This is a genomic window from Lysobacter sp. GCM10012299, from assembly GCF_042649405.1.
In the GTDB taxonomy this organism is placed as follows: domain Bacteria; phylum Pseudomonadota; class Gammaproteobacteria; order Xanthomonadales; family Xanthomonadaceae; genus Lysobacter_J.
In genome coordinates this window covers 23,498-44,963 of record NZ_JBHRZC010000002.1, presented here as the reverse complement: position 1 = coordinate 44,963, position 21,466 = coordinate 23,498, and the positions used below count along the sequence as shown (strand labels likewise).

General features: G+C 67.5%; 19 protein-coding genes. 15 read left to right on the top strand and 4 right to left on the bottom strand.

The window, feature by feature from the left end; all coding sequences use genetic code 11:
* The first annotated feature begins 39 nt into the window (after positions 1 to 39).
* From ACFOPO_RS04575 to ACFOPO_RS04530, 10 genes are all read left to right on the top strand, one after another.
* Positions 40 to 783 (top strand): GntR family transcriptional regulator, encoded by a 744-nt coding sequence (locus ACFOPO_RS04575; protein WP_241917760.1) that lies wholly within the window; start codon positions 40 to 42, stop codon positions 781 to 783.
* Positions 784 to 949: 166 nt separating this feature from the next.
* Positions 950 to 1,984: an SIS domain-containing protein gene (locus ACFOPO_RS04570; protein WP_386701380.1), complete on the top strand. Its 1,035-nt coding sequence runs from the start codon at positions 950 to 952 to the stop codon at positions 1,982 to 1,984.
* A gap of 4 nt (positions 1,985 to 1,988) precedes the next feature.
* Positions 1,989 to 3,125 (top strand): N-acetylglucosamine-6-phosphate deacetylase, encoded by a 1,137-nt coding sequence (nagA, locus tag ACFOPO_RS04565; protein WP_386701378.1) that lies wholly within the window; start codon positions 1,989 to 1,991, stop codon positions 3,123 to 3,125.
* 208 nt (positions 3,126 to 3,333) lie between these two features.
* Positions 3,334 to 7,017 carry an indolepyruvate ferredoxin oxidoreductase family protein gene (locus ACFOPO_RS04560; RefSeq protein WP_386701376.1) on the top strand — a complete coding sequence of 1,228 codons (3,684 nt, stop codon included), beginning with the start codon at positions 3,334 to 3,336 and terminating at the stop codon, positions 7,015 to 7,017.
* Positions 7,018 to 7,452: 435 nt separating this feature from the next.
* Positions 7,453 to 7,905: a hypothetical protein gene (locus ACFOPO_RS04555; RefSeq protein WP_386701374.1), complete on the top strand. Its 453-nt coding sequence runs from the start codon at positions 7,453 to 7,455 to the stop codon at positions 7,903 to 7,905.
* A 2-nt stretch (positions 7,906 to 7,907) separates the two neighbouring features.
* Positions 7,908 to 8,795 (top strand): DUF692 domain-containing protein, encoded by an 888-nt coding sequence (locus ACFOPO_RS04550; RefSeq protein WP_386701372.1) that lies wholly within the window; start codon positions 7,908 to 7,910, stop codon positions 8,793 to 8,795.
* Positions 8,795 to 9,583 carry a putative DNA-binding domain-containing protein gene (locus ACFOPO_RS04545; protein WP_386701370.1) on the top strand — a complete coding sequence of 263 codons (789 nt, stop codon included), beginning with the start codon at positions 8,795 to 8,797 and terminating at the stop codon, positions 9,581 to 9,583. Before ACFOPO_RS04550 ends, ACFOPO_RS04545 begins: the two co-directional genes overlap by 1 nt.
* 35 nt (positions 9,584 to 9,618) lie before the next feature.
* The gene (locus tag ACFOPO_RS04540) at positions 9,619 to 9,984 is read left to right on the top strand and encodes an MmcQ/YjbR family DNA-binding protein (RefSeq protein WP_386701368.1); all 366 of its coding nucleotides are present in this window, start codon (positions 9,619 to 9,621) and stop codon (positions 9,982 to 9,984) included.
* A 79-nt stretch (positions 9,985 to 10,063) separates the two neighbouring features.
* Positions 10,064 to 11,359: a M20 family metallopeptidase gene (locus tag ACFOPO_RS04535; protein ID WP_386701366.1), complete on the top strand. Its 1,296-nt coding sequence runs from the start codon at positions 10,064 to 10,066 to the stop codon at positions 11,357 to 11,359.
* Positions 11,360 to 11,436: 77 nt separating this feature from the next.
* Positions 11,437 to 12,756 carry a M20 family metallopeptidase gene (locus ACFOPO_RS04530; protein ID WP_386701364.1) on the top strand — a complete coding sequence of 440 codons (1,320 nt, stop codon included), beginning with the start codon at positions 11,437 to 11,439 and terminating at the stop codon, positions 12,754 to 12,756.
* Between the two features lie 114 nt (positions 12,757 to 12,870).
* On the opposite strand, the gene ACFOPO_RS04525 is transcribed toward ACFOPO_RS04530, so the two are convergent.
* Positions 12,871 to 13,509 carry a glutathione S-transferase family protein gene (locus ACFOPO_RS04525; protein WP_386701362.1) on the bottom strand — a complete coding sequence of 213 codons (639 nt, stop codon included), beginning with the start codon at positions 13,507 to 13,509 and terminating at the stop codon, positions 12,871 to 12,873.
* Positions 13,510 to 13,638: 129 nt separating this feature from the next.
* On the opposite strand from ACFOPO_RS04525, the gene queF reads away from it, so the two are divergent.
* From queF to ACFOPO_RS04510, 3 genes are all read left to right on the top strand, one after another.
* Complete coding sequence (queF, locus tag ACFOPO_RS04520; RefSeq protein WP_386701360.1) at positions 13,639 to 14,460, top strand: NADPH-dependent 7-cyano-7-deazaguanine reductase QueF; 822 nt, start codon at positions 13,639 to 13,641, stop codon at positions 14,458 to 14,460.
* 116 nt (positions 14,461 to 14,576) lie between these two features.
* Positions 14,577 to 14,876: a LysM peptidoglycan-binding domain-containing protein gene (locus ACFOPO_RS04515; RefSeq protein WP_200608122.1), complete on the top strand. Its 300-nt coding sequence runs from the start codon at positions 14,577 to 14,579 to the stop codon at positions 14,874 to 14,876.
* A 47-nt stretch (positions 14,877 to 14,923) separates the two neighbouring features.
* Positions 14,924 to 15,415 carry a hypothetical protein gene (locus ACFOPO_RS04510; protein ID WP_386701357.1) on the top strand — a complete coding sequence of 164 codons (492 nt, stop codon included), beginning with the start codon at positions 14,924 to 14,926 and terminating at the stop codon, positions 15,413 to 15,415.
* A gap of 98 nt (positions 15,416 to 15,513) precedes the next feature.
* Here ACFOPO_RS04510 and ACFOPO_RS04505 read toward each other — a convergent pair whose 3' ends face one another.
* Positions 15,514 to 15,900, bottom strand: coding sequence for a YchJ family protein (locus ACFOPO_RS04505; protein WP_386701355.1), 387 nt, complete (start codon positions 15,898 to 15,900; stop codon positions 15,514 to 15,516).
* 112 nt (positions 15,901 to 16,012) lie between these two features.
* Here ACFOPO_RS04505 and ACFOPO_RS04500 point away from each other — a divergent pair, with 112 nt between their 5' ends.
* On the top strand, positions 16,013 to 16,720 hold the full coding sequence (locus ACFOPO_RS04500) for a UPF0149 family protein (protein WP_386701353.1): 708 nt from the start codon (positions 16,013 to 16,015) through the stop codon (positions 16,718 to 16,720).
* 226 nt (positions 16,721 to 16,946) lie between these two features.
* Positions 16,947 to 19,172, top strand: coding sequence for an NADP-dependent isocitrate dehydrogenase (locus tag ACFOPO_RS04495; protein WP_386701351.1), 2,226 nt, complete (start codon positions 16,947 to 16,949; stop codon positions 19,170 to 19,172).
* A gap of 153 nt (positions 19,173 to 19,325) precedes the next feature.
* Here ACFOPO_RS04495 and ACFOPO_RS04490 read toward each other — a convergent pair whose 3' ends face one another.
* On the bottom strand, positions 19,326 to 20,396 hold the full coding sequence (locus tag ACFOPO_RS04490; protein WP_386701349.1) for a DUF4344 domain-containing metallopeptidase: 1,071 nt from the start codon (positions 20,394 to 20,396) through the stop codon (positions 19,326 to 19,328).
* Positions 20,397 to 20,489: 93 nt separating this feature from the next.
* A complete protein-coding gene (locus ACFOPO_RS04485) occupies positions 20,490 to 21,458 on the bottom strand; it encodes a DMT family transporter (protein ID WP_386701347.1) in 969 nt (322 codons plus the stop codon).
* Positions 21,459 to 21,466: the final 8 nt, after the last annotated feature.

Here is a 21,466-nt window from a genome sequence, read left to right as displayed (position 1 = left end):
GGGTTGCCGTCATTGGTATCTCACTGGTATCTTTTGTCCATGCAGGACTATCTGGTCAACGAGTTCAGCCGCCAGGCCGACGCGCGACGCGCGCCGGCCTACCAGCACCTGCGCCGGACCCTGCAGCACGCCATCGAGAATGGCGAACTGACCGCCGGCCAGGCCCTGCCGAGCGAGCGCGAGCTGAGCAAGCTGCTCGACCTGTCGCGGGTGACCGTGCGCAAGGCCATCGCCGGCCTGGTCGGCGACGGCCTGCTGATGCAGCGCCAGGGCGCCGGCACCTTCGTCGCCGAGCGCATCGTCAAATCGTTCTCCAAGCTCACCAGCTTCACCGACGATCTGCGTGCACGCGGCCTCGACCCGACGTCGCGCTTCCTCGAGCGCAGCGTCGGCGAAGTCACGCCCGACGAGGCCATGGCGCTGAACCTGTCGCCCGGCGCCCAGGTCGTGCGCTATTACCGCCTGCGCATCGCCGACGACATGGTCCTGGCGCTGGAGCGCACCGTGGTGCCGCAGTCGGTGCTGGCCGATCCGGGCCTGGTCGAGAACTCGCTGTACGAAGCCTTCACCAAGCTCGGCCTGCGCCCGACCCGCGCGCTGCAGCGCCTGCGCGCCATCGCCTTCGACGCCGAGCAGGCGCGGCTGATGAACCTGGCCGAGGGCAGCCCCGGCCTTTTCATCGAGCGCCGCACCTTCCTCGATGACGGCCGCATCGTCGAATACACGCGTTCGTTCTACCGCGGCGATGCTTACGATTTCGTTGCCGAGCTGCAGAGCGAATGAGCGCTGCCGGCCGACCCCCCTTTTCCGCTCCCCGCTCCGTCATTCCCGCGAAGGCGGGAATCCATGGACGTGGCGTTCCGCTGACTGTCGACGTTGCCCGACAGGCAACGTCCTTGGGTTCCCGCCTTCGCGGAAATGACGAGCAAAACCTCATCAGGACCACCGCATGATCACCCCCACCTCGACCCGGATGCATGCCGAGGCGCAGCAGACGGCTGACGTCGTTGCCGGCCAGTTCGCCGCCAATGCCGGCATCATCGATGCACTTGTCGCCCGGCTGAAGCAGGACCCGCCGCGCTTCATCGTCACCTGCGCGCGCGGCAGCTCCGACCACGCCGCCACCTATGGCAAGTACCTGTTCGAAACCACGCTCGGCCTGATCACCGCCTCGGCCTCGCCGTCGGTCGGCTCGGTCTACGCCGTGCAGCCGCACATGGAGGGCGCCCTGTTCGTGGCGATCTCGCAGTCGGGCAAGAGCCCGGACCTGGTGCGAAATGCCGAAATCGCCAAGGCCGCCGGTGCGCTCGTCGTGGCCCTGGTCAACGTCGAGGATTCGCCGCTGGCGAAGATCGCCGACACCGTGATCCCGCTGCGCGCCGGTCCCGAGACCAGCGTCGCGGCCACCAAGAGCTACCTGTGCTCGCTGGCCGCCCTGCTGCAGCTGGCCGCGCGCTGGAGCGGCGATGCCGCCCTGCTCAAGGCCACCGACGAGTTGCCGGCGGCCCTGCGCGCCGCCTGGGCGCAGGACTGGTCGCCGCTGGTCGACGGCCTGAAGGATGCGCACAACCTGTTCGTGGTCGGTCGCGGCCTCGGCCTCGGCGCCGCGCAGGAAGCGGCACTGAAGTTCAAGGAAACCTGCGGCCTGCATGCCGAGGCGTTCTCCTCGGCCGAGGTCAAGCACGGCCCGATGGCCATCGTCGGCCCCGGTTTCCCGGTGCTGGCGTTTGCCCAGGACGACGACACCGGCGCCGGCACGGTCGCGGTGGTCGAGGAGTTCCACAAGCGCGGCGCGCCCGTCTGGCTGGCGCGTCCGGGCGCGCACCGCGACGACGCCCTGCCGATGCCGGCCTCGCCGCATCCGGCCTGCACGCCGCTGCTGGCGGTGCAGAGCTTCTACAAGGCGGTCAATGCACTGGCCGTGGCGCGCGGGCACAACCCCGACGTGCCGCCCCACCTCAACAAGGTCACCGAGACGGTGTGACGCAATGACCACCACGACCGCCTTCCACAACGGCCACGTCCTCACCGACCACGGCTTCGAATCCGACGTCTGCGTGCTGGTGGAAGACGGCCACATCGTCGCCGTCCTGCCGGGCAAGGCGCCCAAGGGCGCCACGGTCGTGGATCTCGCCGGTGGATATCTCGTGCCCGGCTTCATCGACACCCAAGTCAACGGCGGCGGCGACCTGCTGTTCAACGACGAGCCGACGGTGGAAGGCCTGCGCACGATTGCCCGCGCGCACCGCAAGTTCGGCACCACCGGCATGATGCCGACGCTGATCAGCGACGACACCGACGTGATGGCACGCGCCATCGCCGCCACCCGCGAAGCAATCTCGCAAGGCGTCCCGGGCATTCTCGGCATCCACCTCGAAGGCCCGTACCTCAACGCCGCCCGCAAGGGCGTGCATGACCCGTCCAAGTTCCACACGCCCTCGCAGGACGAACTCGACCTGGTGGCCTCGCTCGGCAATGGCCGCACGATGCTGACGCTGGCGCCGGAGCGCTTCTCGACCGACACGCTGCGCGAGCTCGCGGCGCGCCGGGTGATCGTCTGCGCCGGCCACACCGCCGCCACTTACGAACAGCTGCGCGACGGCTTTGCCGCCGGCATCCGCGGAGTCACCCACCTGTTCAACGCGATGACGCCGATGAACAGTCGCGAGCCGGGCGCAGTCGGCGCCGCACTCGAGAACCCCGATGCCTGGTGCGGCCTGATCGTCGACGGCTACCACGTCCACGACGCCGCGCTGCGCGTGGCGATCGCCGCGCGACCGACCGGCACGATGATGCTGGTCACCGACGCGATGCCGCCGGTGGGCGGCGAGCGCGAGGACTTCGAGCTCTACGGCGTGACCATGACCTGCCGCGACGGCCAGTGCACCACCGCCGACGGCACCCTCGCCGGTTCGGCGCTCGACATGGCCGGCGCGGTCCGCAACACCGTGCAGCGACTCGGACTGCCGCTGGCCGAAGCCTGCCGCATGGCCTCGACCTACCCGGCCGAGTTCCTGGGCCTGGGCGGCGAACTGGGCCGCATCGCCCCGGGCTTCCGTGCCGACCTGGTCCTGCTGGACCACGACCTGCACGTGCAGGGCAGCTGGATCAACGGCCAGCCCTGAGGGGCGCAATCCCTTCCAGCGGCACAGGCTGAACAGGGCGCGGCTGCGGGCCGCGAGGCGTCGCCATGCCCGACACCCGGCTCAGATTGGTCTGACTGCTACAATTCCGAGTCTTTGCTCGGACTTTTGCGTCGCGACCACCCGTCGCGAGGCATGGTTACGGGCGTCCGCAGCCACCCCCGCGCCCCCCGGCGCGCCGGAGCCACGCATGACCAGCACTGCCGAACTCAGCTCGCCGTCCTCGGCGAACACCGCGCTTACCAACTCGGTGCTCGATACCGACTACTCGCTCGAGCACAAGTACAGCCGCGAACAGGGCCGCATCTACCTCAGTGGTGTGCAGGCGCTGGTGCGCCTGCCGCTGATGCAGCGCCTGCGCGACCAGGCCGCCGGGCTCAACACCGCCGGTTTCATCTCCGGCTACCGCGGCAGCCCGCTGGGCGGCTTCGACCTGGAGCTGTGGCGCGCGCGCAAGCACCTGGAAGCGGCCGGCGTGAAGTTCACCCCGGGCCTCAACGAGGACCTCGGCGCCACGATGGTGTGGGGCACGCAGCAGACCAACCTGTTCCCCGGCGCCAAGGTCGAAGGCGTGTACGGTATGTGGTACGGCAAGGGCCCGGGCGTCGACCGCACCGGTGACGTGTTCAAGCACGCCAATGCCGCAGGCACGTCGAAGTTCGGTGGCGTGCTCGCGCTCGCCGCCGACGACCATGCCTGCCGCTCGTCGACGCTGCCGCACGGCTCGGAAGACGAGTTCGTCAGCGCGATGATGCCGATCCTCAACCCCGCCGGCGTCCAGGACATCCTCGACATGGGCGTGCTGGGTTGGGCGATGTCGCGCTACACCGGCCGCTGGGTCGGCTTCAAGACAATCGCCGAGACGGTCGAGTCGTCGGCGTCCATCGATGTCAACCCGCTGGCGATGCAGATCATCACGCCGGACGACTTCGAGATGCCGGTCGGCGGCCTCAACATCCGCTGGCCCGATCCGCCGATGGACCAGGAGATGCGCCTGCACCGTTATGCGGTGAAGGCCGCGCAGGCCTTCGCCCGCGCCAACGGCATCGACCGCACCGTGATTGACTCGCCGCGCGCGCGCCTGGGCATCGTCACCACCGGCAAGTCCTACCTGGACGTGCTGCAGGCGCTGGAATACCTGGGCCTGGACGAGAACGCCTGCGCCGACCTGGGCATCCGCGTCTACAAGGTCGGCATGACCTGGCCGCTGGAACCGGTCGGCATCACCCGCTTCGCGCAGGGCCTCGAAGACATCGTCGTCGTCGAGGAAAAGCGCGCCTTCATCGAGCGCCAGATGAAGGAGTACATGTACAACTGGAGCGGCCAGCGTCCGTCGATCGTCGGCAAGTACGACGAACAGGGCGAGTGGATCCTGCCGTCCACGGGCGAGCTGACCCCGGCCACCATCGCCGGCGTGATCGGCCGCCGCATCCAGAAGTTCCATAACTCCGAGCACATCGAGAACGTGCTGCGCTGGATGGCCGAGAAGGAATCCGAGCTGGCCCTGCCGCGTGCGCAGTTCCCGCGCGTGCCGCACTACTGCTCCGGCTGCCCGCACAACACCTCCACCGTCGTTCCGGAAGGTTCGCGCGCGCTGGGTGGCATCGGTTGCCATTACATGGTGACCTGGATGGACCGCAGCACCGACACCTTCACCCACATGGGCGGCGAAGGCGTGACGTGGTCGGGGCAGGCGGCGTTCACCGAAACGCAGCACGTGTTCCAGAACCTCGGCGACGGCACGTACTTCCACTCCGGCTCGCTGGCGATCCGCCAGTCGGTCGCGACCGGCGTCAACATCACCTACAAGATCCTCTACAACGATGCGGTCGCGATGACCGGCGGCCAGCCGGTCGACGGCACGCTGTCGGTGCCGCAGATCGCCCACCAGGTGCGTTCGGAAGGCGTGCAGACCATCGTGCTGGTGTCGGATGACATCGGCAAGTGGAGCAAGCGCGAGATCTTCCCGTCGGACGTCGAGTTCTTCGACCGCAAGGAACTGGACGACGTCCAGAAGCGCCTGCGCGAAGTGAAGGGCACCAGCGTCCTGATCTACGACCAGACCTGCGCCACCGAGAAGCGCCGCCGTCGCAAGCGCGGCAAGATGGTCGATCCGCAGAAGCGCGTGATGGTCAACTCGCTGGTCTGCGAAGGCTGCGGCGACTGCGGCAAGAAGTCGTTCTGCGTGTCGGTGCTGCCGAAGGAAACCGAGTTCGGCCGCAAGCGTGAGATCGACCAGTCCAACTGCAACAAGGACTACTCCTGCGTCAACGGCTTCTGCCCGAGCTTCGTGACGGTGGAAGGCGGCGGACTGCGCAAGAAGAAGGGCAGTGGCGCCAAGGATCGTCTCAGCGACCTGCCGATGCCGCAGCTGCCCTCGCTCGACCAGCCCTGGAACATCCTCATCACCGGCGTCGGCGGTACCGGCGTGGTGACGATCGGCGCGCTGCTCGGCATGGCCGGCCACCTCGAAGGCAAGGGTGCCAGCGTGCTCGACCAGACCGGCCTGGCGCAGAAGGGCGGCGCGGTCACCACACACATCCGCATCGCCCGCACCCCGGCCGACATCCACGCCGTGCGCATCGCCGCCGGCGAAGCCGACCTGGTGCTGGGCTGCGACATGGTCGTGGTCAACGATTACTGGGCGCTGTCGAAGGTGCGTTCGGGCCGCAGCTCGGTCGTGCTCAACAGCTATGAAGCGATGCCAGGCACGTTCACCACGCGTCCTGACATGCAGTTCCCGGCGACCGACATCATCGCCGCGATCAAGGTCGCGCTCGGTGGCAAGGATCCGCACGTCGTCGACGCCACCCAGCTCGCCACCGCGCTGATGGGCGATGCGATCGCGTCGAACCTCTTCATCCTCGGCTACGCCTGGCAGCAGGGCCTGGTGCCGCTGTCGCTGGATTCGATCATGCGTGCGGTCGAGCTCAACGGCGCCGCGATCGAGATGAACAAGACCGCGTTCGCCTGGGGCCGCCTGGCCGTGGTCGATGCCAAGGCCGTGGCCGAAGCCGCCGGCCTGGTGCGCAATGCCCAGACCGCCGCCGAATCGACCCCGCACGAGCTGCCGATGCTGTCGCCGGGTGCCTGGGAAGGCAACGAGTGGGGCGCGACCAGCGCACCGCGCACGACCCGCAAGGAAGACGAGCTGCGCCACGTGCCGGCACATGGCGGCGACAACGTCGCCTTCCTGCCGCTCGACGATGCGCGCCTGTCGCGTTCGCTCGACGAAGTCATCTCGCGTCGCGTCGCATTCCTGACCGAGTACCAGGACGCCTCCTACGCGCGCCGCTACAGCGATTTCGTCGCGCGCGTGCACGCGGCCGAGCGCAACGTCGCCGGTACCACCGACCTGACCGAGGCCGTCGCCCGCTACGCCTTCAAGCTGATGGCGTACAAGGACGAGTACGAGGTCGCGCGCCTGTACACCAGCGGCGATTTCCAGAAGAAGCTGGAGCAGCAGTTCGACGGTGACTACAAGTTGAAGTTCCACCTCGCGCCGCCGCTGCTGGCGAAGAAGGACGCGCAAGGCCGCCTGATCAAGCAGGAGTTTGGCCCGTGGGTGTTCACCGCGTTCAAGTGGATGGCCAAGCTGCGCTTCCTGCGCGGCGGTACCTTCGACATCTTCGGCAAGACCGAGGAGCGCAAGATGGAGCGCCAGCTGATCGTCGACTACTTCGCCACGATCGAAGGCCTGCTCGGCAAGCTCGACCGCAGCAATGTCGGCCTCGCCGCCGAGATCGCCAGCATCCCCGAGCACATCCGCGGCTACGGCCACGTCAAGGAAGACCACCTGCACAAGGCCAAGGCCCGCGAAGCCGAGCTGCTGAAGGAGTGGGACAACCCGCTGCGGATCGTCAAGGTGGCTTAAGCGCCCGGGTGACATCGTTTGAAGGCAAAGGCCGGCTCGCAGGAGCCGGCCTTTTCTTTTGAGGCTTGAGTCTGCGGAAAGGCGGCATCCGCCCAGCCGGGGATTGCTCCGACCCTTCATTACACGGACTTCGGTACGACCTTAACCGTCATTCCCGCGTAGGCGGGAATCCATGGACGTTGCTCGGCTCGTCCGCGAATCGAAAGTCCACGTCCTTGGATTCCCGCCTTCGCGGGAATGACGGGTTGTTTGGGCCGAAGACCGCGAAACGAAGTGCCGGAGCGGCGGACGACGCCCTTCCGTAGACGAAGGCCTCGCTGTGCAAAATCGCCGCCACGACGATGCCAATCCTCGTGCGCACCCTTTCGCCCCCCGGCCTCCACTTATGGATCGAGGACGCACCTACGCGTCCCCCAACCATCTGGAGATCTACCCATGAAGTCCCCCATCGTTCCCGTTTCCGGCGTTGCCCTGGCCCTGATCGCTGCCGGCATGGCGTTTGCCGCACCCACCGCCAGCGCCCAGGCCAAGTCCTCGGACAAGGTCGAGCTGGTGCACTGTTCCGGCGTCAACGCCTGCAAGGGTCACAACGACTGCAAGACCGCCGACAACGCCTGCAAGGGCCAGGGCAGCTGCAAGGGCAAGGGCTTCGTCGCCGCGTCCAAGAAAGCCTGCGACGACATCGGCGGCAAGCGCGTCGACCCCAAGGTCAGCTTCACCGCCGAGGCCAGCAGCCAGGTGCACTGCCATGGCATCAACGCCTGCAAGGGCCACAACGACTGCAAGACCGCCGACAACGCCTGCAAGGGCCACGGCAGCTGCAAGGGCAAGGGCTTCGTCGCACTGCCGGCCGCCAGCTGCGCCCACACCGGCGGCACCGCGGGGTGAGCATGCGCGCCGCCCTCAGCGGCGCAGGCGACTCCGGCGCACGCGCGCCGGAGTCCCGTCCCTGGCTCGGCTTCGGGCTGGGGCTGCGCCCCGAATACTTCGAACAGATCCTCGCCTCGCCGCCGACCGTCGACTGGTTCGAGATCATCTCCGAGAACTTCATGGTCGACGGCGGCAAGCCGCTGCACTACCTCGACCGCATACGCGCGCGCCATCCGATCGCGATGCACGGTGTATCGCTGTCGATTGGCGGCACCGACCCGCTCGACCGCGCCTACCTCAAGCGTTTGCGCGAACTGATGCATCGCATCGAACCGGTGTGGGTCTCCGACCACCTATGCTGGACCGGCGTCGACGGCATCAACAGCCACGACCTGCTGCCGCTGCCGTACAACGAAGCGACGATCGCGCACGTGGTCAGTCGCGTGCAGCAGGTGCAGGACCATCTCGGCCGCGAACTGCTGCTGGAGAACCTGAGCAGCTATGTCGAGTTCCGCGATTCGGACATGCCCGAATGGGAGTTCGTCGCCGGCATCGCCAGGCGCAGCGGTTGCCGGATCCTGCTGGACGTCAACAACATCCAGGTCAGCGCACGCAACCACGGTTTCGATCCGCACGACTACCTCGCCGGCATTCCGGCCGACCGGGTCTGGCAGATCCACCTGGCCGGCCACAGCGACTACGGCACGTACTGCGTCGATACGCATGACCATGAAGTGCCCGAGTCGGTGTGGTCGCTGTACGAAAGTGCCATCGCGCGCTTCGGCGCGGTCAGCACGATGATCGAGCGCGACGACCACTTCCCGCCGCTGCCGGAGCTGCTGGCCGAACTGGATCTCGCACGTGCGGCATTTGCCCGCGCGACGCCGGCGGTGGCGGTGGCGGCGTGATGGCCCGTTCGCCCGAGAACGTCGGGTTGGCCGAGCTGCAGCAGCGGTTCCTTGCACAGGTGCGCGGCGTCGGCGACCACGTCGACGGCCTGCTCGCCCGCGGGCAGATGCCCGCAACGCTAGGCCTGGGCATCTATGGCAATGCCTATGGCGCGCGGCTGCGCGAAGCGCTCGAGCACGACCACGCGGTGTTGGGCACCTATCTGGGCGATGAGCTGTGGGAGCGCATGTCCGAGGGATTCATCGCCACGCATCCCTCACGGGTACGTTCGTTGCGCGATTTCGGTTCGGGCCTGCCCGGTTTCCTGGCCAGCACCGAGCCGTTCGCCGCGCATCCGCAGCTGGCGGAGCTGGCCCGGTTCGAACGCTGCCTGCTGGACGGATTCGACGCGGCCGATGACGAGCGGCTGGCGTGGGGCGATCTGGTGGGCGTGCCGCAGGCGGCATGGCCGACCCTGCGCCTGGCCTTGCATCCGAGCTTCCAGCTGTTCGAAGCCCGGTTCAACAGCGTCGAGACCTGGCAGGCGATCAAGGCCGGGCAGACGCCACCACCCGCCGTCGCCGTGGACGCCTGCTGGGCGCTGTGGCGTGACGATGAGCGGGTCTGCCGCTTCCGCTCGCTCGATGGCCGCGAACACGCTTCGATCCGCCACTTCCTCGACGACGGAGGCTTTGCCGGCCTGTGTGAAGCACTGGCGACCGACCTTGCGTTGATCGAGGTGCCCGGCGTGGCCCTCGGCTACCTGCAGTCGTGGTGCGCGGAGGGCTGGCTGGCGCGTGTGTGCTGACAGTTCCGGGCGGTCGGCAGTGCCAGAATCCCGGCATGGACACCTTGCAACTGCAGGCGCATTGCGCGGGCCTCCGCGGCGCGACGGTGACCCTGCACCCGGACCCGCGCAACATCCTGGTCTACAACGTCGGCGACAAGACCTTCGCCTACTTCAAGACCAGCGAACCCGAGCGCTGGCGCTTCAGCATCAAGGTCTCGCCGGATCGCTTCGTCGAGCTGACCGACGTGCCCGGCATCAAGCCGGCGCGTTTCATGGGCCGTTTCCGCTGGATCACCATCGTCGATGTGCGCCGGGTGCCGGAGGACTACCTCGTCGAGCTGGTGCAGTGGTCGTACCGGCACGCGCTGGACGGGCTGAGCCGCAAACGCCGTGCGCAGGTGCTCGGCGACGACGCCTGATCCGGACTACACGGGGCACGTCGCGCCGGCTAGCATCGGGGACCGGAGTTTTTTCCGGATGCCCCGGAGTGCCTGCTCGATGCGCCCATTGATCCTGCCTGCCCTGCTCACGGCATTGCTGGCTTCGCCTGCCCATGCGCAATCGCTCGATACGACTGCAGCCGCCAAGGCCGTGCAGCCGCAGGTCCTTGCCTGGCGCCGCGACCTCCATCAGCACCCGGAGCTGGGCAACCAGGAAGTGCGCACCGCCAAGGTGATCGCCGACCAGCTGCGCAAGCTTGGCCTGCAACCGCGCACCGGCATCGCCCATACCGGCGTGGTCGCCGTGCTCAAGGGCGGCAAGCCCGGTCCGCGCATCGCCATTCGCGCCGACATGGACGCGCTGCCGGTGACCGAGCAGACCGGCCTGCCGTTCGCGTCGAAGGTGACGTCGCAGTACCGCGGCCAGCCGGTGGGCGTGATGCATGCCTGCGGCCACGATGCCCATGTCGCGATCCTGCTCGGCGTGGCGACCGCGCTGGCGGCGCAGAAGCAGGATCTGCCGGGCGAAGTGATGTTCGTGTTCCAGCCGGCCGAGGAAGGCCCACCGAATCCCGGCGAGACGTTCGGCGCCAAGCTCATGCTCGACGAAGGCGTGTTCAAGGACTTCAAGCCCGATGCGGTGTTCGGCCTGCATGTCTGGGCCGGTTTGCCGGTCGGCCAGGTAGGCGTGCGCAGCGGCCCGATGCTCGCCGCGGCCGATGAGTGGAGCCTGACCGTCAATGGCAAGCAGACGCACGGCTCGCGCCCGTGGGACGGCGTCGATCCGATCACCGTCGCCGCGCAGATCCTGCTCGGCACGCAGAGCCTGATCGCGCGCCAGGTCAATATCGCCGCGACGCCGGTGGTGCTGACCGCCGGCCAGTTCAACGCCGGCGTGCGCTTCAACATCATTCCCGACGAGGCAAAGGTGGTCGGCACGCTGCGCACGTTTGACGCCAAGGTGCGCGACGACGTGATCACGCGCTTCCGCCGCACCGCCGAGGACTTCGCCCACGCCAGCGGCGCGACCGCGAAGCTCGAGGTGGCCGCCAATGCACCGGCGACGATCAACGACTCCGCGCTGACCACGCGTGTGCGGCCGTCGCTGCAGCGCGCGGTCGGTGCCGACAACGTCGTCGAGATGCCGATGGTGACGGTGGCCGAAGACTTCGCCCAGTTCGCCAACACGGTGCCGGGCCTGTACTTCTTCGTCGGCTCCACGTCCGCCGGCATCGATCCGGCGAAGGCGCCGATCAATCATTCGCCGCAGTTCATGCTCGACGAGCAGTCGCTCGATGTCGGCACGCGCGCGATGTTGCAGGTGGCGCTGGATTACCTGCACGGCGGCGGTTGACCCCAGCGCGGCAACCTTTTTCTTTCGAATCCCTGCCGCGGTCGTCGATCGCGGCACCGACCACACCGGAGTACTCGATGCGTCGTCCCGCCTTGCACGTCCTGCCTGCCCTCATCGCTGCGCTGCTGGCCTTGCCGGCCCATGCCCAGTCGGCCGGCGAGCGCCCCGAAGTGACCGCCGCGGCCAAGGCCGTGCAGCAGAAGGTCGTGGCCTGGCGCCGCGACTTCCACCAGCATCCGGAGCTGTCGAACCGAGAAACCCGCACCGCGGCCAAGGTGGCCGAGCACCTGCGCGCGCTCGGGCTGAAGCCGCTGACCGGCATCGCCCACAACGGCGTGGTGGCGATCATCCAGGGCGGCAAGCCCGGCCCGCGCGTGGCATTGCGCGCCGACATGGACGCGCTGCCGGTGACCGAGCAGGTCAACCTGCCGTTCGCGTCGAAGGCCACCGCCACCTTCCGCGGTCAGACGGTCGGCGTGATGCACGCCTGCGGCCACGACGCCCACACCGGCATCCTGCTCGGCATCGCCGATGCACTGGTGAAGATGAAGGCCGACCTGCCCGGCTCGGTGATGCTGGTGTTCCAGCCGTCCGAGGAAGGCGCGCCCGATGGCGAGGAAGGCGGTGCGTCGCTGATGCTGGCCGAAGGCGTGTTCAAGGACTTCAAGCCGGACGCGATGTTCGGCCTGCATGTGTTCTCGACGCTGCAGGCGGGCCAGATCGGCGTGCGCCAGGGGCCGCTGATGGCGGCGTCGGACAAGTTCACCATCAAGATCAAGGGCCGGCAGACGCACGGTTCGCGGCCGTGGGGCGGCATCGATCCGATCGTCGCCGCGGCGGACGTGATCGGCACGGCGCAGACCATCGTCAGCCGTCGCACCGACATCGCCAAGCTGCCGGCCGTGGTCACCTTCGGCGCGATCAACGGCGGCATCCGCTACAACATCATTCCCGATGAGGTCGAGATGGTCGGCACCATCCGCACCTTCGACGAGGGCATGCGGCAGAAGATCTTCAGCGACCTGAAGAACGTCGCCGAGCATGTCAGCGCCGCCAACGGCGCGACGGCCATCGCCAATGTGCCCGACAGCGAGGGCAATCCGGTGACCGTCAACAATCCGGCGCTGACGGCGCGGATGCTGCCCAGCCTGCAGGCCGTGGCCGGCGTGGACAACGTGGTCGAGCCGCCGCTGCAGATGGGCGCGGAGGACTTTTCGTACTTCGCCAAGGAGGTGCCGTCGATGTTCTTCTTCGTCGGCGCGACGGCCAAGGGCATCGACCCGGTGACGGCGCCGAGCAACCACTCGCCGCAGTTCGCGCTGGACGAGTCGGCGCTGGACCTGGGCCTGCGCGCGTTGCTGCAGGTCACGCTGGACTACCTGCACCAGCCGCAGTAACCCCGTCATCAAACCCCGTCATCCAGGCGAAAGCCGGGACCCATCTTGACCTTGTGCCGAAGGCACAGTGGAAAGCAACGGCAAAATGGATCCCGGCTTTCGCCGGGATGACGGTCAAAGTTCGTTGACCGAATACGGATCCATTGAGTACGGATGGACTTCGGCCAGATGGCCCGGTTGCGCCTGCACCCGGGCGATCCACGTTCCAATCGCCGGGAACGATTCAAGCGCGAAGCCGGCCTCTGCGGCGACGCTGACGTACGCAAACACCGCGATGTCGGCGACGCCATAGCTTTCACCCAGGATGAAGTCGCGCGTCGACAACTCGCGCTCCAGTATCCCCAGCGCATTCGCACCCGCCGCCCGCTTCATCGCCACCAGCGCCTCCGATCGCCGTGGCAGCTTCCCCGTCAGCGTCCAGTGGCGCAGCGCGCCGATCTGGCTTTCGATGCGCTCCTGTTCGAACGACAGCCATTGCCAGGCCTTGGCCCTGCCGTAGGCATCGTCGGGCAAGTACCGGGTGCCTTCGGCGAGGAACATCAGGATCGCGTTCGATTCGGCAATCGTGCGGCCGTCGTCGAGTTCGAGCGCCGGCACGGTGCCGGTCGGGCTGCGCGCCAGGTGGTCGGGCTGACGCCCTTGGCCCTCGAAGATGCTGACGATGCGGGTCCGGTACGGGCGCCCGAGGTGCTGCAGCAGCTGGCGGACTTTCCAGGCGTTGCGTGAGGGCAGGTAGTCGTAAAGGGTGAGCATGGGGCGGGCCGGCGGGGTCGATGGGCGCAGTGTCGGCCGCGGTGGTCGTGGCCGATATCCGATCCTTGCGGCGCCTTGGCGGGCTTGCCGGTCAGGTTCGCCCCGGCCGGCGCGGGTAAAATCGCCGCCATGACCGCCCAAGACCTGCCGCTCGGCCGCCACGTCGACTACCCGCACGAGTACGACGCCTCCCTGCTGTTCCCGATCGCCCGTACGCTCGGTCGCGGCGACATCGGCATCGATGACGATGCGCTGCCGTTCATCGGCGTCGATCGCTGGCATGCCTACGAGCTGAGCTGGCTCGACGGCCACGGCAAGCCGCATGTCGGCACCGCGACCATCAGCGTGCCGGCGACCTCGCCCAACCTGGTCGAGTCGAAGTCGCTGAAGCTGTATCTCAACTCGTTCAACGCCACGCGCTTCGACAGCGACGAGGCGGTACGCGAGCGCATGGCCGCCGACCTGTCTGCCGCTGCAGGTGCGCAGGTTGAAGTCGCCTTCGGCCTGCCGCCGATCGACGAGAGTGCGGACTATGCGGTGATCGATTGCATCGACGGCCTCGATGTCGCCATCGACGATTACGGCCCGCCCAATGCCAGCCATCTCAGTGCCGACCCGGCGCATGTCGTCAGCGAAACGCTGACCAGCTCGCTGCTGAAGTCGAACTGTCCGGTCACCGGCCAGCCCGACTGGGCGCGCGTGGTGATCACCTACCACGGTGCGAAACTCGATCGCGCCGGCCTGCTGCGTTACCTGGTGTCGTTCCGCGACCACGCCGAGTTCCATGAGCAATGCGTGGAGCGCATCTTTTCCGACCTGGCCGCGCATGCCGCGCCGCAACGGCTGTCGGTGGAAGCCCGCTACACCCGTCGCGGCGGCCTCGACATCAATCCGTGGCGCGCGACGCCCGGCACCGCGCAGCCGTCCGCAGGGCGCGACGAAAGGCAATGAAGCGCGGCCTTCGTCACAACGCTAACGGCTTGTGACGGGGCTCACCCGGTCGCCATATTTCCTTAACAAGGCGCGTGTCATGGTGCTTCCGCCATTTAGGCAGGAGCTTCCCACCCATGACCACACCGGATAAGAAAGCCGATTTTTCCGGCGTAAGCGCCAACGTCGACACCACCGCCGAGAAGGTCGAGAAGGCCGATTTCTCGGGCGTGACTGCCTCCGTCGACACCACCGCCGAGAAGGTAGGTGAGCAGACCTACACCGTCGCCAAGGGCGACACCCTTTCGCATATCGCCAAGCAGTTCTATGGCAGCGCGAACAAGTGGAACGCGATCTTCGAAGCCAACCGCGACCAGCTGGACGATCCCGACAGGATCCAGCCGGGCCAGGTGCTGAAGATTCCGCCGCAGGACTGACCCACTCCCTTCCCCTTTGCGTCAAAGAGTTCCGAGGAGATCGACCCATGATCAATCGCAATCGCCTGCACTACGCCGTAGCCGTCGCCTTGCTGGCATCGCTCGCCGTGGTGGGCTGCAAGAAGAAAGAAGAGCCCGTTGCCGTGACCCCGGCGCCGGTCGAGACGACGCCAGCCGCTCCGGCCGAGCCGATGCCGGCACCGGTTCCGGCCGGCGTCGCCGTCACCAGCGTCACCCTCGGCACCACCGCGGGCGCGGACAAGAAGATTGCCGCACCGACGATGGCGTTCACGCCGAAGGACAAGATCATCGTCTCGGTGGCCACCGACGGCACCGCCAGCAACGCCGATGTCTCCACCCGCCTGGTCTACCAGGACGGCCAGACCGCCGGCGAGAAGAAGGAGACCCTCAACACCACCGGTGCGGAGACGACCAACTTCGAGTTCACCAACGCCAAGCCGTGGCCGGCAGGCAAGTACAAGGCCGAAGTCACCGTCAACGGTGCGCCGGCCTCGACCACGGAATTCGAGATCAAGTAACACGACAGAACCCTCTCTCCCCCACCCCATGGTGGGCAAGCATGGGCGCGGTCCTTTGCCGCGCCCCTTTTTTTGCCTGTCGTCAGCGCGCGCCGTCGTCAGCGAGCGGGAAACTCGCCGTCGACGTAGAACCAGCGCCCGTCCTCGCGCACGAAGCGACTGAGTTCGTGCAGCCGCACTGCCGGCGCGCCACCCACTTTGTAGCGGGCGACGAATTCGACGATGGCGCTGTCGGCGCCCGTCATCGCATGCCGCTTCACCTCCAGGCCAAGCCAGCGGGTCGACGCGGAGTCGCCCAGGTCGAGCGGCGCAGGCCGCGTGTCGGGGTGCCAGGTCTCGCGAAGGTAGTCGCTGTCGCCCCGGACATAGGCGCTGTAACGCGAGCGCATCAGCGCTTCGGCGGTGGTCGCGGCGGCGCCGGCATGGAGCGGGCCACAGCAATCGGCATACGGTCGGCCGAGGCCGCAGGGACAGGGGGCGGACATGGGCGTGTGCGACGCTGAATCGGGCTGGAGAGAGGGAAATCCCTGCCATTCTCGGCGAGAAAACACGCATGCGACTACCATGTCGTGTTTCTGTGATCGCGAGTTCCCCCCGATGAAAGCCCCCGCCTATCTCGACGACACCCAGATCGAACAACTGGCCGAGCTGCTGGAACAGCGCGCGGTGCCCTTCAAGGGCTTCAACCTGGAAGCGCTCGACGGCTACCTGTCCGCGCTCGCGGTCGGCCCGGAAGTGATCCCGTTCGAGCAGTGGCAGGGCCCGGTCTGGGGCACGCCGCCGCGCTGGAAGGACGACGAGGAGCGCGAGACCGTCGAAGCCCTGCTGCAGGGCCACTGGAACATGGTCAGCCAGCGCGTGCGCTTCGGCGATGACGACCTGCCCGACCACCTGGCGCCGCTGCTGTGGCTGCCCGAGGACCCGGAAGAGGAGCAGGAGGACGACCTCGATGTCGGCCGCGACTGGGCGTTCGGCTTCTTCCGCGGCGTCGAGCTGAGCGAGATCCCGTGGGACGCCTGGCTGGACGAGCACGAGTGGATCGACGAGATCTTCCTGCGCTTCGACCGCCTCGCCAGCGGCGAGATCGTCGGCGAAGACCCCGAGCAACCCGGCACGCCGGTCAGCTACCGCGAGCGCCTGGAGATCATCGCCAGCCTGCCCGGCATGCTGGCCGACCTGCACCACCAGCGCATCGAGGCGCTGACCCCGCGCGAGCCCATCCGCCGCGAAGCCACGCCCGACCGCAACGAACCGTGCCCCTGCGGCAGCGGCAAGAAGTACAAGAAGTGCTGCGGGGCAAGCTGAGCGCCCGGCCGAAGGACCGGCGCCCAACACCCGGGCGTATGGAAGCCGGCAACGCACACAGCGTTGCAAGCTGATGCTTTGCCGGCCCCGCTGAAACCGCGACAATGCGACGGTTGCGCGCCCGCGGGCGCGCGTCGCCCTCGGCAAGCATCCGCGAGCACCGCGATGCTGCCCGGCCTGCAAAGGCCTCCCGACCACACTGCATCCGCAAGCGAGTCACGCCGACATGTCCAACACCCCCAAGATCATCTATACGCTGACCGACGAAGCGCCGTTCCTGGCCACGCAGTCGCTGCTGCCGATCGTCGCGGCGTACACCGCCACCGCGGGCATTGACGTGGAGACGCGCGACATCTCGCTGGCCGGCCGCATCCTGTCGCAGTTCCCGGACTTCCTGAAGGACGACCAGAAGATCGGCGACCACCTGGCCGAGCTGGGCGAGCTGGCGACCACGCCGGACGCCAACATCATCAAGCTGCCCAACATCAGCGCCTCGGTGCCGCAGCTCAAGGCCGCCATCGTCGAGCTGCAGCAGCAGGGCTACGCGCTGCCGGATTACCCGGAAGAGCCGCAGGGCGAGCGCGAGAACGAGATCAAGGCCCGCTACGACAAGATCAAGGGCAGCGCGGTCAACCCGGTGCTGCGCGAAGGCAACTCCGACCGCCGCGCACCGCTGTCGGTGAAGAACTACGCCCGCAAGCACCCGCATCGCATGGGCAAGTGGAACAGCGAATCGAAGTCACACGTCGCGCACATGGACGGCGGTGACTTCTATGGCAGCGAGCAGTCGCACCTGGTGGAGAAGGCCGGCACGGTTTCCATCGACCTGGTCGGCAAGGACGGCCGCCGCAACATGCTCAAGACCAACATCAAGGTCAAGGCCGGCGAGCTGATCGACGCTTCGGTGATGAGCGCCTCGGCGCTGTCGCGTTTCATCGACGCACAGATCGAGGATGCCAAGGCGCAGGACGTGCTGCTCTCGCTGCACCTCAAGGCGACGATGATGAAGGTCTCCGACCCGATCATGTTCGGCATCGTGGTCAAGCGTTACTACCGCGACGTGCTGGCCAAGCACGGCAAGGAACTGGAGCAGGCCGGCTTCGATGCCAACAACGGCATCGGTGACCTGTATTCGCGCCTGTCGTCGCTGCCGGCCGACGTCGCCGCCGCGATCGAGGCCGACATCGCCATCGAGTACACCCGCCGCCCGGCGCTGGCGATGGTCAACTCCGACAAGGGCATCACCAACCTGCACGTGCCCAGCGACGTGATCGTCGACGCCTCGATGCCGGCGATGATCCGCGACTCGGGCTGCATGTGGAACACCGACGGCAGGCTGCAGGACACCAAGGCGGTGATCCCGGATCGCTGCTACGCCGGCATCTACCAGGCGGTGATCGACGACTGCAAGGCCAACGGCGCGTTTGATCCGGCCACGATGGGCAGCGTGCCCAACGTCGGCCTGATGGCGCAGAAGGCCGAAGAGTACGGCTCGCACGACAAGACCTTCCAGATCCCCGCCGACGGCACCGTGCACGTGCTCGACGAGGCCGGCAACGTGCTGATGGAGCACGCGGTGGAAGCCGGCGACATCTGGCGCATGTGCCAGACCAAGGACGCGCCGATCCAGGACTGGGTCAAGCTCGCCGTCAACCGCGCGCGCCTGAGCCACACCCCGGCGGTGTTCTGGCTGGATCCGCAGCGCGCACACGATGCCAACGTGATCGCCAAGGTCGAGCGTTACCTCAAGGACCACGACACCAGCGGCCTGGACATCCGCATCCTCGCCCCGGTCGACGCGATGAAGCTGTCGCTCGAGCGCATCCGCAAGGGCCAGGACACCATCTCGGTGACCGGCAACGTGCTGCGCGATTACCTCACCGACCTGTTCCCGATCATGGAACTGGGCACCAGCGCGAAGATGCTGTCGGTCGTGCCGCTGATGGCCGGTGGCGGCCTGTTCGAAACCGGCGCCGGCGGTTCGGCGCCCAAGCACGTGCAGCAGTTCGTCGAGGAGAACTACCTGCGCTGGGATTCGCTCGGCGAGTTCCTGGCGCTGGCCGCGTCGATCGAGCACATGGCCGACCGTTACGGCGATGCCCGTGCACGCGTGCTGGCTGACGCGCTCGACGCCGCCAACGGCAAGTTCCTCGACAACGACAAGTCGCCCTCGCGCAAGGTCGGCGGCATCGACAACCGCGGCAGCCACTTCTACCTGGCGATGTACTGGGCGCAGGCACTGGCCGCGCAGGACGTGGATGCCGGCCTGAAGGCGCGCTTCGCCAAGCTTGCGGCCGCGCTGGAGAGCAACGAGGCGAAGATCGTCGAGGAGCTGGTGGCGGTGCAGGGCAAGCCGGTCGAGATCGGCGGCTACTACCACCCGGACGTGGCGCTGATGTCGAAGGCGATGCGCCCGAGTGAGACGTTCAATGCGGCGGTGGCGGCGCTGTAAGGCCCTATCACCGTTGCTGCGTGAAAAAGGCCCGGCACACGCCGGGCCTTTTTGCTTATGCCCGTCATTCCCGCGAAGGCGGGAATCCATGGACGTTGCTCTCGATTGCCAGTGCAACGTCAAGATGGGTCCCGGCGTTCGCCGGGACGACGATCAGGGCGTTTGCGACGTCGCCGGACGCACGTACGGCAACGACGCGTTCCGGTCCCGTTCCTGCTCACGCTGCCGGAACAGCCGGTTCGCCTTTTCTTCCGTCATCTCGAACTTTGGCGCCACGTACGGCAGCAGCAGGCGTAGCCACGACTGGCTGATGCGTCGCGCCTCTTCCGGGCAGCCCTTCGCGCGCGCTTCGGGCAGGTCACCGTCGGTGACGATGCTCAGGTAACGCGCCGGATCGCTGCCATACAGCAGGCATTGCAGGTTGAAGTAGCGCTGCTCGCCCAGCGCGTGCTGGTCGGCGTACGCATCGAGGTTGTATTCACCGGTGCTGCGCGCCAGGAACCAGTTCGACGCCATGCGCAGGTTCTCGGTGACCACCGTCGTGGATTCGTCCAGGCCGGCGAAGCGCAGCATCAGCGTGGTGGCGAGCTGGTCGACCGCATCCTCTTCGCGCCCGGTGATCGGGATCTGCAGCATGTTGATCAGGGCGTGGCCCGTCTCGTGCAGGATGATGAAACGGAAGTTGGCATCCAGGTAACGCTGCGCGTAGTCGTCGCCGAGCTTGTTCTGCGCGGCCATCTCGCGGCCACGCTCGAGCAGCACCTTCATGGTCTCGTAGCACATGACCACTTCGCCGCGCTCGGGCGTGTAGAACGCGTTGGGTTCGCCGCACTCGGCGGTGAGGTAGTTGATCTGCCGCGGCAGCATCAGCATGCCGTCGATGGCATGCACTTCCGGCATCTTGTGCAGCAGGTCGCCGTCGTGGGCGAGCTTGTAGTACTCCTCCAGCGCCGGGTTCTTCGGTTTGACGTATTCGTAACCGAACTGCACGCCGCCCACCTTCGAATCGGCATCGGCCGCCTTGCCGAACACCACAGGCTTGAGCGCGGCCAGCTCGTCGCTGACCGCCTTCTCGGCGTCGGCGCGACCTTCGGCCCGGCCTTCGGCGCGTGCCGCGGCCAGCTTGGCCGGTTCACGCTTGGCGACGATCAGCGAATAGCCGAAGGCGCCGCTGACCGCGCCCAGGGCCAACGACAACGTGACGATCAGGACTCTTGGCGACATGCGCTTCCCCGTTGCGTGGCGCATCCCATATTCCGCCACGCCCGGATCGTAGCGGCTTGGGCGTGACGACGGAACCGCCCCGCATTCACGTGCTCAGGACGCGTGCGCCTCGGCGACCACCGGCTCGGGGCGTATCCGCACCGCCCACACCACGCCCGCGATCAACAGAGCGATGCCCAGCAGCTTCAGTGCGCCTGGCATCCGGCCACGCAGCGCGAAGGCGTACGCCAGCGCCGCCAGGGTCTCGAACACGATCAGCTGTCCGGCCAGCGCGGTCGGCAGGCGCTGGCTGGCTTCGTTCCAGCAGGTCGTGCCCAGCCAGGAAGCGAACAGGCCGATCGCGGCCATCAGGCCGATGAAGAACCACGGCCGCGGGCCGAACGGCATCGCGAAATCGGCACCGGCCAGCGCCATCCCTATCCACAGCAGGCCGTAGCCGACGGCGGCCAGCGGCAACGTCGCCACGCCCTGCGCGGTCGCCCAGGTGCGCGGGTTGCGGTCGGGGTGCGCGCGCAGCCAGTCGGCATTGCGCAGCGGGTACCAGGTCCAGCAGGCCACCGCGACCACGGCGAGCAGCGCACCCTGCGCGTAGCGCATCGGATTGGCCTGCGGATCGGCACGCAGCGCCTGCAGTTCGACGTGGTTGACGCAGCCGATGCCGGCAGCGATCAGCAGCAGCGACGGCGCCAGCCTCGCCCACGGCAGGCGACCGTCGCGGCGGTGGTCGCGCAGGTTGGCGCTGATCGCGATCACCACCGGCAAGGTGCCGATGATCATCGTCGGCAACGGCGCGCCGGCCAGCTGGATGGCGCTGGCCAGGCACAGGTAATAGAGGAGGTTGCCGATGACGGCCAGCTTCACCGCTTCCAGCCAGTCGATGCGCGAAAGACGCCGCAACGCGGCACGGTCGATCCACGCCAGCGGCAGCGCGATCAGTCCGAAGGCGAGATAGCGCCCCACCGACTGCAGGGCCGCCGGGTATTCCGGCAGCAGCAGCGGGCCGACGAACACCAGGCCCCACATCAGGCCGGCGGCGAGCGCATAGAGGGTTCCGATCCACATGTGACACA